The 17,931-nt window shown below is 47.5% G+C and carries 19 protein-coding genes; 9 read left to right on the top strand and 10 right to left on the bottom strand.

Going from position 1 to position 17,931, the window contains the following annotated elements:
• Positions 1–111: 111 nt before the first annotated feature.
• The 7 genes from SEDOR53_RS0100690 to SEDOR53_RS0100660 are packed head-to-tail and all read right to left on the bottom strand — an operon-like array spanning position 112 to position 7,639.
• The gene (locus SEDOR53_RS0100690; RefSeq protein ID WP_026767983.1) at positions 112–1,287 is read right to left on the bottom strand and encodes a glycosyltransferase family 4 protein; all 1,176 of its coding nucleotides are present in this window, start codon (positions 1,285–1,287) and stop codon (positions 112–114) included.
• A 34-nt stretch (positions 1,288–1,321) separates the two neighbouring features.
• The gene (locus tag SEDOR53_RS0100685) at positions 1,322–2,452 is read right to left on the bottom strand and encodes a glycosyltransferase family 1 protein (RefSeq protein WP_026767982.1); all 1,131 of its coding nucleotides are present in this window, start codon (positions 2,450–2,452) and stop codon (positions 1,322–1,324) included.
• Complete coding sequence (locus SEDOR53_RS0100680) at positions 2,449–3,819, bottom strand: O-antigen ligase (protein ID WP_026767981.1); 1,371 nt, start codon at positions 3,817–3,819, stop codon at positions 2,449–2,451. The genes SEDOR53_RS0100685 and SEDOR53_RS0100680 overlap by 4 nt, the downstream gene beginning before the upstream one ends.
• Before the next feature lie 14 nt (positions 3,820–3,833).
• The gene (locus SEDOR53_RS0100675; protein ID WP_026767980.1) at positions 3,834–4,751 is read right to left on the bottom strand and encodes a glycosyltransferase family 2 protein; all 918 of its coding nucleotides are present in this window, start codon (positions 4,749–4,751) and stop codon (positions 3,834–3,836) included.
• Positions 4,748–5,971 (bottom strand): lipopolysaccharide biosynthesis protein, encoded by a 1,224-nt coding sequence (locus SEDOR53_RS0100670; protein ID WP_026767979.1) that lies wholly within the window; start codon positions 5,969–5,971, stop codon positions 4,748–4,750. The genes SEDOR53_RS0100675 and SEDOR53_RS0100670 overlap by 4 nt, the downstream gene beginning before the upstream one ends.
• 20 nt (positions 5,972–5,991) lie before the next feature.
• The gene (locus SEDOR53_RS0100665) at positions 5,992–6,942 is read right to left on the bottom strand and encodes a class I SAM-dependent methyltransferase (RefSeq protein WP_198018755.1); all 951 of its coding nucleotides are present in this window, start codon (positions 6,940–6,942) and stop codon (positions 5,992–5,994) included.
• 22 nt (positions 6,943–6,964) lie between these two features.
• Positions 6,965–7,639 carry a hypothetical protein gene (locus tag SEDOR53_RS0100660; RefSeq protein ID WP_026767977.1) on the bottom strand — a complete coding sequence of 225 codons (675 nt, stop codon included), beginning with the start codon at positions 7,637–7,639 and terminating at the stop codon, positions 6,965–6,967.
• A 39-nt stretch (positions 7,640–7,678) separates the two neighbouring features.
• Between SEDOR53_RS0100660 and dut the strand changes: the two genes are divergently transcribed.
• The 3 genes from dut (at position 7,679) to SEDOR53_RS0100645 (ending at position 10,472) form a co-directional block, all read left to right on the top strand.
• Positions 7,679–8,128: a dUTP diphosphatase gene (dut, locus tag SEDOR53_RS0100655; RefSeq protein ID WP_026767976.1), complete on the top strand. Its 450-nt coding sequence runs from the start codon at positions 7,679–7,681 to the stop codon at positions 8,126–8,128.
• A gap of 126 nt (positions 8,129–8,254) precedes the next feature.
• Entirely contained in the window at positions 8,255–9,091 is an 837-nt protein-coding gene (locus SEDOR53_RS0100650) for a DUF4292 domain-containing protein (RefSeq protein ID WP_026767975.1), read from the top strand.
• A 25-nt stretch (positions 9,092–9,116) separates the two neighbouring features.
• Positions 9,117–10,472, top strand: a complete 1,356-nt coding sequence (locus SEDOR53_RS0100645; RefSeq protein WP_026767974.1) for a murein hydrolase activator EnvC — start codon at positions 9,117–9,119, stop codon at positions 10,470–10,472.
• A 134-nt stretch (positions 10,473–10,606) separates the two neighbouring features.
• Here the strand turns inward: SEDOR53_RS0100645 and SEDOR53_RS0100640 are convergent, their stop codons facing one another.
• The gene (locus SEDOR53_RS0100640) at positions 10,607–11,626 is read right to left on the bottom strand and encodes an AI-2E family transporter (protein WP_051416417.1); all 1,020 of its coding nucleotides are present in this window, start codon (positions 11,624–11,626) and stop codon (positions 10,607–10,609) included.
• A 53-nt stretch (positions 11,627–11,679) separates the two neighbouring features.
• Between SEDOR53_RS0100640 and SEDOR53_RS0100635 the strand changes: the two genes are divergently transcribed.
• The 5 genes from SEDOR53_RS0100635 to SEDOR53_RS0100615 all read left to right on the top strand — a co-directional run bounded on the left by SEDOR53_RS0100635 (position 11,680) and on the right by SEDOR53_RS0100615 (position 14,700).
• The gene (locus SEDOR53_RS0100635) at positions 11,680–12,039 is read left to right on the top strand and encodes a hypothetical protein (RefSeq protein WP_026767972.1); all 360 of its coding nucleotides are present in this window, start codon (positions 11,680–11,682) and stop codon (positions 12,037–12,039) included.
• A complete protein-coding gene (locus tag SEDOR53_RS0100630; protein ID WP_026767971.1) occupies positions 12,026–12,292 on the top strand; it encodes a hypothetical protein in 267 nt (88 codons plus the stop codon). The genes SEDOR53_RS0100635 and SEDOR53_RS0100630 overlap by 14 nt, the downstream gene beginning before the upstream one ends.
• 164 nt (positions 12,293–12,456) lie before the next feature.
• Positions 12,457–13,962 (top strand): F0F1 ATP synthase subunit beta, encoded by a 1,506-nt coding sequence (gene atpD, locus SEDOR53_RS0100625; RefSeq protein ID WP_026767970.1) that lies wholly within the window; start codon positions 12,457–12,459, stop codon positions 13,960–13,962.
• Positions 13,963–13,967: 5 nt separating this feature from the next.
• Complete coding sequence (atpC, locus tag SEDOR53_RS0100620) at positions 13,968–14,213, top strand: ATP synthase F1 subunit epsilon (protein ID WP_026767969.1); 246 nt, start codon at positions 13,968–13,970, stop codon at positions 14,211–14,213.
• 244 nt (positions 14,214–14,457) lie between these two features.
• Positions 14,458–14,700 carry a hypothetical protein gene (locus SEDOR53_RS0100615; RefSeq protein WP_026767968.1) on the top strand — a complete coding sequence of 81 codons (243 nt, stop codon included), beginning with the start codon at positions 14,458–14,460 and terminating at the stop codon, positions 14,698–14,700.
• A 36-nt stretch (positions 14,701–14,736) separates the two neighbouring features.
• Here the strand turns inward: SEDOR53_RS0100615 and SEDOR53_RS0100610 are convergent, their stop codons facing one another.
• Positions 14,737–15,288, bottom strand: coding sequence for a YqgE/AlgH family protein (locus SEDOR53_RS0100610; protein WP_026767967.1), 552 nt, complete (start codon positions 15,286–15,288; stop codon positions 14,737–14,739).
• Positions 15,289–15,341: 53 nt separating this feature from the next.
• Between SEDOR53_RS0100610 and SEDOR53_RS0100605 the strand changes: the two genes are divergently transcribed.
• Entirely contained in the window at positions 15,342–16,670 is a 1,329-nt protein-coding gene (locus SEDOR53_RS0100605; RefSeq protein ID WP_026767966.1) for a sensor histidine kinase KdpD, read from the top strand.
• Here SEDOR53_RS0100605 and SEDOR53_RS0100600 read toward each other — a convergent pair.
• Complete coding sequence (locus SEDOR53_RS0100600) at positions 16,656–17,882, bottom strand: S-adenosylmethionine:tRNA ribosyltransferase-isomerase (protein ID WP_026767965.1); 1,227 nt, start codon at positions 17,880–17,882, stop codon at positions 16,656–16,658. The two genes, SEDOR53_RS0100605 and SEDOR53_RS0100600, sit on opposite strands and share 15 nt — an antisense overlap.
• Between the last annotated feature and the right edge of the window lie 49 nt (positions 17,883–17,931).

Genomic DNA, 17,931 nt, shown 5'->3' with positions numbered 1-17,931 from the left:
CAAATGTAGAGGGGAAACTAAATCCCAAAAAGAGTTTTTCTACTCTTGTTTAGATGCAGAATAATACAGATGCGCTTCCATTTCAAGTGGATAGTGCCTAAAGCGCCGGTATCAAAAATGATAAACCTGCTCGAGGGTTTGCAGGTAACGCATTTCAGAATAGTGCTGCTGAAAGCGGTTGTATGAATCGGCGGAAAGCTTGTTGAGCGTTTCCCTGGAGAGTCCTTCAAATAAATTGATCACCCTGATGAGGTCGTTCGCGTTGCCGGCTTCGTAGAGGAAACCATCTGTTTCATTGTTTACGAACCCACGGCTGTTGATGGTGGTGGCTACAATAGGAATGGCGCCGGTGCTCCGCGCTTCGATCAGGGTCATGGGCATTCCTTCGATCCAGAGAGAAGGGAAAACAAGGGCGCGGCATTGCGCATAGTATTTGAACAGTACTTCGGGAGGCTGGGCGCCTTCATAGCGGATGTATTCAGAAGTATGTTGTTGCACAAAATCAGCCAGTTCCCCTTCACCAAAGATCACCAGCTTTTTCTTCGCTTTTGTGAAAGCTGCTACCAGGTGCTGGATGCCTTTTTCTTCACTGAGCCTGCCTGCATAGAGGTAATAGTCGCTCCGTTGATCGTAATGCTGGTAGTTGCCATTGCCGGCCATGGGCAAAAAATTCGGTCTCACTACAATACGACCGGCAGGCACGCCTATTTCTTCCAGTAAGTGAGGCATGAACGGATTGACGGCGATGAAACGGTCTACTTTTTTAACCCAGGTGCCCAGCAAACGGTGAAAACGGGTTGACAGGGCCAGGGCAGCCGAAAACACGCCGGAAGATTTGAAGCATTTACCGGCAATTCCCTTATTGAAGCTTTTCTCTGTATGACAATCGAAGCAGGTTTTGCCATTGAGGAAGAAAACGCCATTGAGACAAAACAAGCGGTAATTGTGCAGGGTCATTACCGTGCTGGCGCCGGCAGCTTTTGCCGCCCAGAACACAGAAGGCGATGCCGTATAAAAGAAGTTGTGCACGTGTACCACCTGTATCCTGTGTTTCCTCACCAGCCGGTATACTTTCAAAAAAGCATTCAGGTTATAAAAAAGCTTCAAAGGCATTGAAAAAGCGCCGAAGCCTGCTTTGCTCAGTTGTTGGTTCTGAAATTCAAGGTAGTGGATGGTATAGTCATTCCTGGTTAGCACTTCCATTTCGTTGTGTACCACACTGTCTTCCCCGCCTTTGTGCAGGTACTTATTGTGAACAAACAATACAGAAGGCTTCAAAGGACCCATTGGTGTAGTTTGGAAAGGCACAAAGATAGCTAAATCAGGAACGCTGGAGCTTTTTAAATAGCGCCACCAATTCCTGTGCCGTGATCTTCCAGGAGAATTGCTGTAGGCGTTCTGTTCCTTTTTGTACCAGGCTGGTCCGCAGGGCTTCGTTGTCGATCACCATACGCATTTTCGAAACCATATCAGCCGTATCATAAGGGTCGAACGTTAACACCGCGGGTCCGCCTATTTCCGGTAAGCAGGTATTATTGGCCACCAGTACCGGTACCTGGTAACTGAATGCTTCCAGTATGGGAATGCCAAAGCCTTCGTTGACAGAAGGGAACATGTAAAGGGCCGCGTGCTGGTAAATCATGCCCAGCTGGTCATCTGGCAGGTAACCGGGTGTGATCACTTCATTTTCGAGCTGGTGCTCCCTGATGGCAGCCATGATCTGTGCCGTATCATCGGAGTGCATTTTTCCATCACCCTTTCCTACCAGTACTAATTTGTATTGCTCGTATCCATGATCGCGTAATTGTTTGAATGCGCGTATCAGCGCGGGAAGGTTTTTCCTTTTTTCCATCACACCTACATGCAGGATGTACCGGAAGCTCTCGTTAACCGGAAGCCAGGAAGGAAGCGCTGCCGTAGTTTGCCGGTTATGCAGTGTCTTCGGACCTTCATAGATCGTAACGATCTTTTCGAGCGGGATCTTTGTATAATGATGGATCCTTTGCCGGGCATAATGACTGGGCGCTACAATGCATGCAGAACGCCTGGCCGCAGGAATGGCGGTAAGTTTAAATAGTTTAAGCCAGATGCGGTTATAGTGTTGGGGATATTCGTAAAAAAATGCATCGTGAAAAACCTCTACGGTTTGATAACCCAAATGCAGATAAGGGGCAAAATAATCGATACAAAAAATAATATCCGTTTTCTTCGACCAGGCTTTAAAAGGCAGCGATACCTGTTTCCAGCATTGCAGGTTGAAGTGTTCGAGCAACTTCAGTAATTTATTCTTGCCGGAATAGACAGGTATCCAGGTATCGAAAAAGAAAAAACGGCAATGGTTGTCATCTAATAGTTTCAACTCCCTGCACAACTCTTCGAGGTAAGTCTTTTGGCCGGTAGCAGCGGCCTTTAAGTTGCGTATATCAATGCCGATATTGATGGGTCTTGTCATAGTTGGTGCCGCAATGATAAATTATTTTGTGAAACCATGCTAATCATCAGTCCGGACAAGAACCAGGTGAAATAACTGATGTATATATACGATTCTACTTCCGAAGTGAGCAACGGGATAATAAGTCCCACTTTCAGTAATACCAGGGCAATGCCCAGCTTGCGGTATTTGAGATGTGATTGCTGCGTGAATAGTTTTGCTGCGTTACCAATGACCAGTACATATATCCATAAATAAAGCAGTACAGATACCAGTCCGGTTTGCACACCGATGATGATGAGCTGGTTTTCTCCGCCGATATTGGCTTTAAGCTCACCTGCTACACGGCCCGATGCGCCAAGGCCAAGTCCTAGCGGGTGGCTGGCAATGGCCTGCACCCCGTCGAGCCACTCTAACAAGTGACTTACACTGGAGCTGTCGGTAAAGTCGATGGTAGACGCAATGAAATCATACACATCGCCTTTTGTCCACACCAGGGTGATCAATGCAAGCGCCACCAGTCCCCAATGAAATATATTCAGCAACAGTTTCTTTTTGGTGAGAATGGCATAGGCATACAACATGATGAAATAGCTCACAAAAGAGGCCCTTGAAAAAGCAAAGAGCACGGAGAATAAGGTGCAGCAAAAGGCAATGATGATGAAGTTGTTCACCCTGAACTTATTGTTGTTCCTTTCTGTTATGAGGGCTATTAATACAGAAAGGGTAACGAGGGTAGCTGCCGCATGCTCCAGGGGCATAGAGAAAAAACTGGCGAAGCGTTTGATGCCATTGGAGGTTTCGAATGTCCAGGTAAGGCCATAATTACCTGAAGGATCTACGTTGAAATAGTAAAAATTATAATCGGCATAACCGGTATGGGTTTGCAGGTGCTGGCCGTTGATCAGTTCGAACAGCAACACCACGGCTGCTGCTATGGCCACCATACAGATATAGCTGAAATACTTGTTAAGGTCAACGCTGGCGCCTGAGGATAAGCGGCCGATAAAATAGACCAATGCAAAAAAACAGCTGCTCTTGTAAGAGAGCAGTTTCTCCATTACACTGTAACTGCCAATGGGTAAGATTACATATAACAGGTTATAAGAAAGATAAGCGATGATGAGCCAGTCAACCGTATGGAATTGAATGCGCTCTTTGAGCCGGTAGATCAAACAACCTAATGTAAGCAGTACGAGGAATTCTTTGCAAGCCTGCAAAAGAGGTATCAGGCTGCCGAAACCATACATGAAACTGACAGATAACGATGTAATATAAATGGGCAGTGAAAAAATGACGAAGATCAGGAAGCGGTCTGTTTTACCCTGTAATACATAATAAACCGATAAGAAAAAGAAAACCAGGTATATGACAGGAAACAGGAACATGGGCAGTCTTTGCTTTATGGGTATTGAATGGAATCAAAAATGCCGTCTTTAATGGCGCGTGTTACGGCTTTTAGTTTTTGAAAACGGCCCCTCACGGTGAAATACCCCAATACCATAACAAGATAACCAAAATTAAACAGCACTACGCTGGGAACACAATACCAGGGCGTATATTGCTTAATGATCCACAGCCGGTTGCGCTGGTTATAATAATGAGCAAGCGGGTGAACATAGCCTTCTTTAGACTTGGTCTTGCTTTTGGTTGACATACCGGCGATATGATAGATCACCGCTTCGGGTTCGTATACCAGCGGGTAACCCAGCTTACGAATGCGGAACGAAAGGTCTACATCTTCATTGTATAAAAAAAACTTGTCGGCAAACAACCCGCTCTGTTGTAATACGCTGTTACGAACCAGGAAGGCACATCCTGTGATCCAGTCTACCTCTTTACGAATAGCGTATTTGGGATGGGTATGCCTGGCTTCTCCCAGGGTATAACTCCAACCGAGGAACCGGTTGTAATAAGAGCCACCGTTCCAAAGTAGTTGCCGGTTGTGCTGGTAAAAAATGCGCGGTTGCACAGCGCCGGCTTCCTGGTGGGCGTCCATATAGGCGGTGAGCTTTGCAAGAAAATCAGGTTCTGCCAGGGTATCATTGTTGAGTATGAGTGAATACGTGAACCCGTTTTGCAATGCATACCGTAAACCGATATTATTACCGCCGGTAAAGCCCAGGTTAGCAGAAGAACGTAAGCAGATAACTTGAGGATGCGCCGCAGCAAGCTGATCGGCTGAACCATCGGCAGAAGCATTATCTACCAGGATCACTTTGTAAGACGGATGATTAAGACCGGCCAGCGAATGCAGGCAATCGTTCGTTACATCGAAACTGTTCCAGTTGAGCACTATGATGGCAACAGAAGAATTCATGCATGTGTTTTGCGGATGAACAGAAAATACAAAGGCAAACTGCAAACTTCGATGATAATGGGGAAATACCCATACCAGTTTTCATGACCCAGCTTTACGAACAGGAAGGAAGTGATGATGGCAATAGAGCAAAGGATCACCCCGATGGTAAACAGGTAGCTGTACCTGTTTTTAACCAGCAGGTCGATCACATTCATGGCATTGAGTGCGGCTACAAAAGGCACGAATGCAACGGAGCGGATATACAGGGTAGTGAGTGCATCTGGTTTACTTGTAAGCAGGGTAACGATCCAGGGAGCAAGCCACAGGAGACCGCCGGCAGCCAGCAGGAAGCAAACAGCCAGCCAGCCATTGATGGTGGTTTTGTACGAGTGCCATAATTCTTTTTGCTCGCGGAACAGGACCGCTGCACGCGGATATACGGCACTGGAAAAAGAAACGATGAGCAGGCGGAACGACCATACGATCTTATCGCATAAGGAGTAAGCGCCGAGAACGAGCGGGGAAACCACACCTGAAAGGGTAAACAGAAAAAAAGACTGTTGCAATTGCACAAACAGGTTGTTGCCCGTGAGGAAAAAATTATGCTTCAGGAATTGCCGCATCGCTTCAATGGAAATACGGTACCGGGTCAATTGATATTGACGCACCAGGTATACCAGCAGGGGAATAAAGAAAATAGTACTGCTGAGACCCAGGTAGAAATTAACCCACCAGCCGGGCGTGTTGGCATGTATCAGTACAATGATGAGCAGCGCAGAAAGCAATTTGGCCAACAGGTTGGCTACATTGTAAAAAAATAATTTTTCGATACCGATGAAAAAGAACAGCGGATTAAGCATTTCTGCAAATACGATGGTACTGGCAAAGAGAAAATAACGGGCATGCGGAACAGAAAAACCATAAAGACCTGCGAGCACCATCATCGATAATAAGAAAAGCAGGAAACGCGTATAGTAAACCGTATAAAAGATCTCATTCAGCGCCTTGCCATTGTTTTTATTGATCGCTACGTCTTTGATACCCGATTGGTTGGTGCCATAATTAATGAATAAACCGGCAAGCGCCGCATAGGCATTGGCCACCATGGCATAACCGAATTCATGCAGTCCGATGATACGGATGATGATGGGAAACAGGAGGATCTGGATCACTGCATTGGACACCTGGATAAAACCGAGGTTGAAAAAATTGGCCAGGAAAGGCTTGCTTTTGATCATGGTGCAATGATATAGATAAGTTATTTCGTTTTCTTCAGCCAGAAAGAACCCGGCTCGGCATCTGCTGTAAGGTTGGTTAGTACCGCTTGCGTTTGAGGAAAATAACTGTTTTTAAGGTGGTTCAATGTAAAAAGGATTTCAAAACTTTCATTGAAATACAGGAATGCTTCGAGCAGGTATTGTTCGTTCCAAAGCCTGATTTCATCTACCAGCCATTCCTTGCGGTAATGGCGTGGTGTAAAGATATCATGGATGTGAATGATCACATCTTTGGCAAGTGTTGGAAGGATCTCCAGGTACTCAAACAAGACATCGTTTTCGGGACGGATCACGTGCGATGAATCGATGAAAAGAAAATCACCTGCTTCGAGTTGGGCGAAAAAAGAAGGGTCAATGTTCTCTACCTTTTCTTTCCTGAATTCAATTGCTTCGAATTGCTCCAGCCATTGGAATTCATAAGGCTCGATGCAGATGAGCCTGGTATCGTGACCTTCCGCTTTGTTCCTGCGGATGGCTTCGAGACTCAGCAGGGTGGTGAACCCGGAACCGATCTCGATGATCTTTTTAGGTTTGAGGTTACGGATCATCAGGTAATACAGATCGGCATCGCCTGCTGCAAAAGAGCCGTTTTGCAGGTAATAAGCCGGCCGTTGCGCTTCACTTTTGTGTTGAGACAATGAACGCAATTCTTCTGTATGCTGCAGTTGTTTCAGTTGAGATAATTGCACCTGCTCCCGGAGATCTAAATGCAGGTTGCGGATTTTTTTCGCATCGAATTGAGCGGAATATTTGATCTGCGGCTCGTAATAATGATCCCTCACCGGGTAGATGCCCTGGCGAAGGAATACCGCCCTGTTGAGCGGGAACTTATGAATACCATGCAGTTTGATCACACGCAACAAAGGCAGGTACAGGAATGTAAGAGGACTGGTGATTACGTCATAGATACGCAAGGCCGCCTTTTTAAACATACTCTTCATTTTCATGTGCGGATTAATATTTGATGGCCGTGATGCGGATATTATCGACAGACCAGCTTTTCTGGCATAAACTGTTAAAAGGCTGCAATGCATCGCTGCAGGCAAGCGTCATCGCATTGGCATTATGTGAAGTGGTGATCTCTATTTTATACAAACTGCTTCCATTGGCTGAGTCTTTCAGCACGCACACGCCCGGCAGGCTGATATTCCAGGCATCGCTGTGCGCAGGGCTGGAAGCATTACCTGCCTTGTAATTATTAGGGAAAGACTGGCCATGTATCCCGTTGGAAAAAGTAGTTTGATAAAAGGGGTAGTCGTCCAGCGTCATTTGCCATACATCGGGAATATTATTGCTGCCCAGGATAAAATCGCCGTCCCACTTATCGTGAATGAACAGGTCGAACTCTATTTTGATGGCATTGTGCTCGGGCAGGGTATCGAGGTGCAGCTCAAAACGGTTGTTGTTGAAGTTGCCGAACACATGGCTGTTGTTAAAGAAGAAGATCTTTAGGGAAGTATCGAGCCCGTTAAAATTGTACACTTTAAGATTGGATTTCGACAATGTTTCGAAATCGTTAAAGTATACTTGTCTTTTAACGGGCAGGTCTTTGAAACAGGCAGAAAAAAGGCAGGTTATTACAAAAGATATCAACGAAAGGGGAAGTAATGTGCTCCTGCTGTTCTTCATGGGGCCAAAAATAAGGCATCATTTCCTACATTTGCCACCATGCCGGAAAATCGTTTAACCATCAGGATCATCAACCACTCGAATAATGCTTTGCCTGCCTATGCCACCAGTGGTTCATCGGGTATGGACATCAGGGCCTGGCTGGAAGCGCCACTAACGCTGGCGCCTTTGGAAAGGGTGTTGGTGCCTACAGGTCTTTTCCTGGAAATACCAGAGAATCATGAAGCCCAGGTGAGGCCCCGCAGCGGGCTGGCTATCAAGCAGGGTATTACCTGCCTGAATACGCCCGGTACCATCGATGCAGATTACAGGGGTGAGCTGAAAGTGATATTGATCAACTTGTCTGGTGAGTCGCAGGTGATTCATCCCGGAGATCGTATTGCGCAGTTGGTGTTTCAGAAAGTGGAGAAAGTGGAGTGGATAGAGGTGCAGGAACTGAACGAAACAGAAAGAGGCAGTGGAGGCTTCGGCCATAGTGGAAAACAATAATTATCACGTCATCCTGAGCGAGCGGAGCGAGTCGAAGGAGCTGCTGGCGAGTTCGGGCAGATCCCTCGGCTGCGCTCGGGATGACGTTGCAAATTGAGGGTGACGTACGGAAAATAAATGATGACAATGACTAAAAATAGTGTTCTTGTTGTAGGGTTTCTTTTGTTGGTAGCTTTTGGTTGCAAGACCGCTAAAAAAGTGCAGACCATCCAATCTGCTATTACCAGGAAGGATACCGCACAGACCGTAGTGATCAGCGAAGCGCCTAAAGTAGACTCAGCCGCCATCGTAAAAGACCTGGTGAGCAGAGTGGCGAAAAACAAAATTGATTTTTCCACTTTCAACGCCAAAGTAAAAGTAACCTACGAGAGCTCCGAGAACAGCGATAACTACACCGCGTACCTCAGCATGCAGAAAGACAGCATAATACTGATTAAGATAGCGGGCAAATTTTTAGGCATCAGCAAAGTGGGACTGGAAACCAAGATCACGAAAGACAGCGTGGTGCTGGTGAAACTGGTGCAGGGTGCATCGGTAAGCTATCGCTCCATCAGCTACCTGCAGGATGTAACACAGATACCGTTCGATTTCAATACCCTGCAAGACCTCATCATCGGTAACCCCGTATTCATCGACGGCAACATCGTATCCTATAAGAATACGCCTTCGCAATTGCTGGTACTCATGGTGGGCGACCTGTTCAAACACCTGCTGAGCATAGACAATAACAGCGGCAGGATACTGCACAGCAAGCTGGATGATGCCGACCTGCAACGCAACAGGACCTGCGATATCACATTCAATAATTACCAGCCATTGGGTAATTACCAGTTTGCTGCTTACAGGAAAATTTCGGTGGCAGAAAAATCTAAACTGGATATTTACCTCGATTTCAAGGAATTTTCCCTAAACGAACCGTTAAAATATTCTTTCGAGATCCCTAAAAGAATAAAGCGTAAGTAAATTTCCTTCTTAAACCGAGCCGGACATGATGAAAAGACTGTTGACTGTATTTCTTTTGCTTGGCCTTGCAACGGGTTGCGCCTACGCGCAAACGACCAGGGAAGAATTGCAGAAAAAAGAACAGGACCTGAAAAAAGAATTGGCCGACCTGAACCGCCAGCAATTGGAAATACAGAAAAACAAGAAGCTATCGCTCAGTCAGCTCGCCATCATCAAAAGAAAAGTAAGGGCCCGCGAAGAGCTGGTGAACAGCATCAGCAAACAGATACGTGCACTCGACGAGACCATCTTCACCAACGAACGCGATATTTACCGGCTGGGCAAAGAACTCGATACCCTCAAACTGAAATACGCCAAGAGCGTTGTGTTTGCCTACAAGAGCCGGGGCGGTTATGAATACCTCAACTTCCTTTTCTCGGCCAACAGCTTCAACGACGCCGTTAAGCGCATTACTTACCTGAAAAGTTATCGCCAGAACAGGGAAGCGCAGGCTGATGCCATCGTAAAGTCTGACCAGTTGCTGCACGAAAAGATCGGACAGTTGAACAGCAACAAAAAAGAACAGGTGGTGACCCTGCAAAAACAGAGCGAGCAATTAAAAGCCTTGCAGGATGACCGCCGGGATCAGAATGAAGTAGTAGCGCAGCTAAAAGGAAAGGAAAAAGAGATTGCCAAACAGATACACGACAAAGAAAGGCAGCGGCAGAAAATGCGGGAAGCCATCCTGGCGGTGATACGCCGCGAAACAGAAGAGGCGGCCAGAAGGGAAAGACTGGCCAGGCTGAAAGCGGCTGAAGACGCCAAAAAAGCGGCAGCGGCTGCTGCTGCACCCAAAGAAGCGGAGCCTAAGAGTAACACTGCTACGGCTACGGCTAAACCCAAGGCAATAGAACCCAAAGTGGCCGATGCGCCAGCCCGTGACCGGGTATACACACCTTTGGAGTCCACTCCGGAGGGCCGCGAAACCTCTATCAAATTCGAGAACAACAAAGGCCACCTGCCCTGGCCGGTAGATGTGGGTAATATCGAAGCGCATTTTGGTGTGGAGACGATCCCGGGTACCAAACTCACACGTAAGACCGATGGAATTGAAATATCCCTTCCGCAAGGATCAACAGTGAGAAGTATTGCAGATGGAGAAGTATCGTATGCAGGAGAAGTACAGGGAGAGCCTACCGTGTTCCTGCGGCATGGTAAGTACTTCAGCATCTACAGCCATCTTTCCACTATTTCCGTTTCACGCGGCCAGCAGGTAAAAGCCGGCTCCGTGCTGGGCCACTCAGGCACCAACATCGACGGAGAAGGCGCATTGCTGCTGATGATCAACAACGAAAAAAACACCCCCCTCGATCCGGAGCAGTGGTTAAAGCGGAGAAGGTAACCCTCCCTCGCACGTCATCTTGAGCACCCCTCCGTTCGTCATCCTGAGCGAGCGCAGAACGTCACCCTGAGCGAGCGAAGCGAGTCGAAGGGCGAGTCGAAGGACCTGCCGGCGGGTTCGGGCAGATCCCTCGGCTACGCTCGGGATGACGATTGAAATTCCAAATAATAGATCTTCAACAAGATGATGAAGTAGGAGATGAGCAAAGGCCCGAATATGAGCCCCGTGATGCCGAAATAATGCAGCCCGATGATCACTCCCAATACCGTTACAATAGGATGCACATCGGCCATCCGCTTGGCCAGCGCAAAACGAACGAAATTGTCCACTATACTGAGCACTACAGATCCCCAGGCCAGAATAAAAATACCCTGCCAGGTATGACCCGTTGCTATTAAATAAACAGCCACCGGCACCCATACCAGCGCAGTGCCCACCACCGGCACGATAGAAGAGAACCCGGTGATCACCGCCCAGAAACCCGCCTCGTTCATCCCCGCAATCAGGAAAGAAATATAAATGACCAGTCCCTGTACCACAGCAATCAACGGTATACCTACGGCATTGCTGAGGGTCTGGGCTTTCAGCTCATGCCCGAACATCTTGATCTTGGATCGTTTGAAAGGCAGGTAAAAAATAACGGCCGCCTCCATCCGGTTGATGTTCACGATAAGGAAGTACAGGAAGAAATACATCATGGAGATATCGCTCACCAGGTTGAGGCCCTGGTTAAGGGCCGAAGAAATGAAATTGGTGAGCCAGGCAGTGAGCTGGTCGATATTTTTAGACGATAACAGGGTGAAATGAAAATGCACCTGCAGGTAAGCATCGAGGCTCTTCAGCGGGCCGATGATCATTTGCGTGTTGCTGGTTACGGAAATGATCTTGGAATACAACATCGTTGCCAGTAATGAAATGGGCAGGAGGATGATGAAGAACGACACCACAATGACCAGCAGGGCGGCCATGGGCTTGGACCAGCGCTTCTTTTTGATGAGCCATTCCACCGGCGATTTACTCAGTACGTAGAACATGATCGCCGCCAGGAATGCCGTCAGGAACTGCACCAGGCTGTACAGCAGGAAAATGGCAAACAGGATGATGATGGCCAGCAAAAAATACCGGTTGATCTTATAATCTTGTCGTTGTAGCATGCTTATCGTATTTTCGTAAAGCCCCTCACGAATATAATTCAAACCCCGCACCGATGGAAAAGAACCGTTTCTTTACCGAGTCGCGCAAAGAGCTGGAACAATACCTGCTCGACCGCCTCTTACTCATGAAGCTGCAGGGTACCGGCCGGCTGGCCAGGCTGGTGGCGGTGCTGTTTTCGGTATTGGTGATGGCCATACTGGCTGCTTTGATCATCCTGTTCCTGAGCATCATGGCAGGCTATTATTTTGCCGACCTCACCGGCAGCCTGTACAAAGGCTTTGGCCTGGTGGCGGGCTTTTATGTGCTGGCGCTGGTAGTATTGGTGATAGTACGCCGGAAATACGAGAAAAAGATCATTAACCTGATCATTGCGATAGTGCTGGATAACCCCAAAGACGATGACCGTGACTGATCCCATACAACAAATGCCCATCCGCAACCAGGAAGACCTGCAAAGGGCTGTATCGCTGGTAAAACAGCGCATCAGGAAGCGGGAAGAAGACCTGGAAGAACGCTGGGAACAGCTCCCCGAAGCCGCCGCCCAAACCATGATAGAAGCAGCAGTGCCCATGTTCCTGGGAAACCGCCTGGCATCGGTAGCGCTGCGGATGGGGAAAAAAGTGGTTTACAAGCTGCTGGACAAGTTTTTAGGCCCGTCATCCTGAGCGAGCGAAGCGAGTCGAAGGACCTGCTGGCGGGTTCGGGCAGATCCCTCGGCTGCGCTCGGGATGACGATCGAAAAAATCCCCCTTCTCTGCATACACACTTCGCACATTTCCCTTACTTTTGCGGCCAATTCGAAATTTAAACCTCATTTATCTCTCCAAATATGGCTACAAAAGGTAAGATCAAACAGATCATTGGTGCCGTGGTAGACGTGCATTTCCCCAATGATAATGCATTACCCGAGATCTACAATGCGTTGGAACTGACCAAAGAAAACGGTGAAAAACTGGTGCTGGAAGTACAGCAACACCTGGGTGAAGACAGTGTACGTACCATTGCGATGGACGGTACCGAAGGCCTGGTGCGCGGTATGGATGTAACTGATACCGGAAAACCCATTGCCATGCCTACCGGAGAGGGCATCAACGGCCGTCTCTTCAACGTTACCGGCGATGCGATCGATGGTCTGCCACAAGTGAGCAAAGCGAACGGACGTCCTATCCACAATAAACCCCCATTATTTGAGAACCTGAGCACTTCTACAGAAGTACTCTTCACCGGTATCAAAGTGATCGACCTGATCGAGCCTTATGCAAAAGGCGGTAAGATCGGTCTGTTCGGTGGCGCCGGCGTAGGTAAAACCGTATTGATCCAGGAACTGATCAACAACATCGCGAAAGGACACGGTGGTTTGTCGGTATTTGCAGGTGTGGGCGAGCGTACCCGTGAAGGAAATGACCTGCTGCGTGAAATGATCGAAGCGGGTATCATGAAATATGGCGACAAGTTCAAGCACAGCATGGAAGAAGGCGGCTGGGACCTGAGCTCGGTGGACCTGGAAGGGTTGAAAGAGTCAAAAGCAACATTCGTATTCGGACAGATGAACGAACCCCCCGGAGCCCGTGCACGTGTGGCGCTCTCTGGTTTGACCATTGCGGAATATTTCCGCGACGGCGATGGTACCGGTAAGGGTAAAGACATCCTGTTCTTCGTAGACAATATCTTCCGTTTCACCCAGGCGGGTTCTGAGGTATCGGCCCTGCTGGGACGTATGCCTTCAGCCGTAGGTTACCAGCCTACACTGGCTACTGAAATGGGACTGATGCAGGAGCGTATCACTTCAACCAAAAATGGTTCAATCACTTCCGTACAGGCAGTATATGTACCTGCGGATGACCTGACCGACCCCGCTCCGGCAACTACCTTCGCCCACCTCGACGCTACTACGGTATTGAGCCGTAAGATTGCCGACCTGGGTATCTATCCTGCGGTGGATCCGCTGGATTCTACTTCAAGGATCCTTACGCCAGCCGTAGTAGGAGAAGCGCACTATGAAACTGCGAACCGTGTAAAACTGATCTTACAGCGTTATAAAGAATTGCAGGACATCATCGCCATCCTCGGTATGGATGAATTGAGTGAAGAAGATAAGATGACCGTTCAGCGTGCACGTAAAGTGCAGCGTTTCCTGTCACAGCCCTTCCACGTGGCTGAGCAGTTTACCGGTCTGAAAGGTGTATTCGTGAGCATCGAAGATACCATCCGCGGTTTCAACTCCATCATGGATGGTGAAGTAGATGAGTATCCCGAAGCGGCCTTCAACCTGGTAGGTACTTTGGAAGATGCTATTGAAAAGGGTAAAAAATTATTGGCTGCAGCGAAAGGATAAAACACATGATTTTAGAAATACTGACTCCCGATAAAAAAGTATACAGCGGCGATGTGCTGGGCGTTCAACTGCCCGGTATCACAGGGTTGTTCGAAGTATTGGATAAGCATGCACCGTTGGTAAGTGCATTGGGAAAAGGACAGTTGAAAATATTAAAAGACAAGAACAGCACCGAGAGTTATAAAATCCAGAGCGGCTTTGTAGAAGTGCTGAACAATAAAGTGACCGTATTAGTAGAAGGCTGCGAATAATTTTAATTACTGGTCATCCCGAACATTTTTCGCTCGTCATCCCGAGCGCAGCCGAGGGACCTGCCCGAACCTTCAAGCAGGTCCCTCGACTCGCTTCGCTCGCTCGGGATGACGATAGTAAGCCCCAGGCATTAGTCATGGGGCTTTTTGTTAAAAAAAAATTAATTCAAACGGGCTCAGTTTGAAAGGCATTTTTAAAAGGGTAATTTAATCGTCTTAATTAAACCCTTAAAACGATTGTACCATGAAAAAAATTTTTGCATTGGCTGTTCTGTCCGCTTTTTTTGTCGTTCCGGTAATGGCACAGGATGGCAAAAAAGAAATGCCTAAACAAGAGAAGAAAGAATGGAAAAAAGACAAAATGAATGACAAAAAAGAGTGGAAGAAAGATATGAAAGAGGATAAAAAAGAAGACATGAAAGAAGATATGAAGAAGCATCACAAGCACGATAAAGATGCAAAGAGCGAGAAAAAAGAGAATAAATAATAAAAATCTTTGCCCTGGGCTTAAGCCCGGGGTTTTTTAATTTAATTGGGGGTCGATGGGGTAATTGATCATTTGCCGGTATTCGCCACCCAGCTCTTTCAGCGCTTCCTGCCATACCAGGTCTTTATCATGGTGGAACACCAGCTGCAGATTAGCCTGCCGCGTAATCCATGTTTTCTGTTCCAGTTCATCATTCAGTTGCCCGGCGCTCCAGCCGCTGTAGCCAACGAAAAAACGGATATCGTCCGGATTTAAAGTACCATCCCTTAACTGCCCCAGCACTTCTTCAAAATCCCCGCCCCAATACACGCCTTTGATCACTTCTGTTCCGCCCGGTATAAGAACCGGCTGGCGGTGCAGGAAATGCAGGGTGTTTTTCTGAACAGGGCCACCTTCGTAAAGTGGAAGATCGAGTCCCTCCGCTTCTTTGACCACATCCTCCAGTTTGGCATGAACGGTTTTATTGAGCACGAACCCGAAACTGCCTTCATCCTGGTGCTCGCAAAGCAATATCACCGTTCGGGTAAAATTAGGGTCCTTCAAAAAAGGGTCTGAGATCAACAATATACCGGGTGTGGGAGGAGTCATAAGGAAAAGTTACAACATTTTACATAATCCCCGATCCTGTTATATTTGCTGCAATGAAAAAAACTTTCCCGGTCATCATCATACTCATTACCCTGTCGCTCTTCGGATTGATCTGGCTGCAGGTATCCTGGCTGCGTAACCTGCTGGAACTTCGGGAAGCACAACTGATCACTAAATTGAATGAAGCCGGTACCATGGTGGCCAATGACCTGAGTAAAGTGGTGTATGGCAGCCAGAGCATCAGGCCCCGCAGAAGAAGCGCTATGCGCCTGGGCGCTGAATTCCCGCTGTACGATTTAAGACCTCTCACGGTCAAGGAAAAGTTTTCAATGCAGGATGTGACAACGCGGCTGAAGCATGCTTTTGATATTGAAGAGATCAGGAATACCAAATTTGAATTTGCAGTACTGAACAGTAATGCTGATTTTGAAATGGGTACCACCGGCTTTGAAAAAGAAAGCGCCGATACGATCAATAACCGGCAACTCATTATTGCTATCATTCCCGACAGTGGATCGGACATGGAGGGACTGGCCTCCTTTGAACACCTGGTGGTTGTATTTCCGGGCTTTAAATACCAGGTATGGAAATCGCAGCGATGGGTAGTGTTTGGCGCTGCATTGTTCATGATCGTGATCATCGCAGCTTTTTATGTAACGGTGAAGACCCTGATCAATCAGAAAAAGCTGAGTGAGATCAAGAGTGATTTCATCAACAACATGACGCATGAATTCAAAACGCCGCTGGCTACTATTTCACTGGCGGTAGACGCATTGCGGAATGAAAAAGTGCAGCGCGATCCCGATAAGATGCAGTATTTCAGTGGTATCATCAAAGAAGAGAACAGGCGGATGAACAAACACGTTGAAACCATACTGCAGGCGGCTATTTCAGAAAGGCAGGAACTGAACCTCCACCTGAGTGAACTGCATGTGCATGAGATCATCCGGCGTACGATGGACAACTACCAATTGCAACTGGAAGAGAAGCATGGAACATCCAGTTTATTGCTCAATGCAAAGAACGACCTGGTATTGGCCGATGAAGTGCATTTCACCAATATGATCTCCAACCTGGTAGACAATGCCATCAAGTATTCAAAAGAAAAACTGCAAATCAAAATATCTACCCATAGTACAACCAATTACCTGGTGATCAGGATTGAAGACAATGGCATAGGCATGAGTAAAGAAACCCTCAAACGCATTTTCGAAAAATTCTATCGCGCGCATACCGGCAACCTGCACAACGTAAAAGGCTTTGGCCTGGGCATGAACTACGTAAAAACCGTGATCGACGGACACAAAGGAAAGATCAAAGTAGAAAGTGTAGTAGGACAAGGGAGCAGCTTCACAGTAGAGATGCCGTTAAGCAATGTCTGACATCAACAAACATCCATCGCCATAGCTTAAGAACCTGAAGTCATGCTCCAATGCATAGTTGTATATGCGCTTCCAGTCATCTCCTACAATGGCTGCAACAAGTAATAACAGCGTAGACTGCGGCTGATGGAAATTAGTGATAAGCCCCCTGGCTATTTTTAGTTGATAACCCGGTGCCATGATGATCTGTGTTTTGGTCAGCAACTTTTGCAGTTGATGTTCTTGCATCCAATGGATCAGAGATTGTAAAGCAACTGATGCACTGATGGCTTCATGTTTCAACTGGTAAGGCTCCCATTGGGTAAGATGCAATGCGGCCGGTTGTATATCCGGATGCAATATCGTTTTCACCCCTAACCAATAAAGACTTTCAATGGTTCGCAACGAAGTGGTGCCCACAGGAACAATGGTGCTCGGCCATTGCTGCAATAATTTTTCGATCACTGATAAAGGCACATCAATAAACTCAGCGTGCATATCGTGTTCTTCCATGGTAGCCGATTTCACTGGCTTGAAAGTACCCGCTCCTACGTGCAACGTAACAAATTCGTGACGGATATTTTTTTGCGCAAGCGATGCAAACACTGCCTCTGTAAAATGCAGGCCGGCAGTGGGTGCTGCTACAGAACCATCGTGCCTGGCATAGATGGTTTGGTAACGTTCTTTATCACTTTCTTCTGCAGCACGGTTCAGATAGGGAGGCAAAGGCAATGCGCCCGCCAGATGCAACAGTTCGGCAAATGAAAGCGTTGCATCGCTCCAGCTTAATTCAACGATGTAATGATCGGCTCTCTGTTCAATTTTTTTTGCCGATAAAACAATACCGGAGTCGCTGAGTGCTTTGTGCAGCAACGGTTCTTTCCATTTTTTTGCGCCACCTACCAGGCATTTCCACCACACTTTTCCTTTCTCCAGCATGGCTGAAGTAATATCGGGATACTGCTCGTGTGGCTCCAGGCAGAATATCTCAATGGTGCTACCGGTATTCTTCTGAAACAGTAAGCGGGCCTCCACCACTTTGGTGTTGTTGAAGACCAGCAGACTGCCCTCGGGCAATTCCCCGGCCAATGAAGCATAGACCGTTTCACTGATCTGGCCGCCCCGGTATACCAGGAGACGGCTCTGGTCGCGGGTTTCCAGGGGGAAGCGGGCAATACGGTCTTCCGGCAATTCATAGGTAAAATCCAGTATGGACAATGTTTTTGGATGCATAAAACGCGGACCTGATGAGGTTAATCACATAAAAATGGTGGTAATTCAC

This window comes from Asinibacterium sp. OR53, assembly GCF_000515315.1.
In the GTDB taxonomy this organism is placed as follows: domain Bacteria; phylum Bacteroidota; class Bacteroidia; order Chitinophagales; family Chitinophagaceae; genus Sediminibacterium.
The sequence above is the reverse complement of the archived record's forward strand: the minus strand, read 5'-3'. Positions and strand labels throughout refer to the sequence as shown.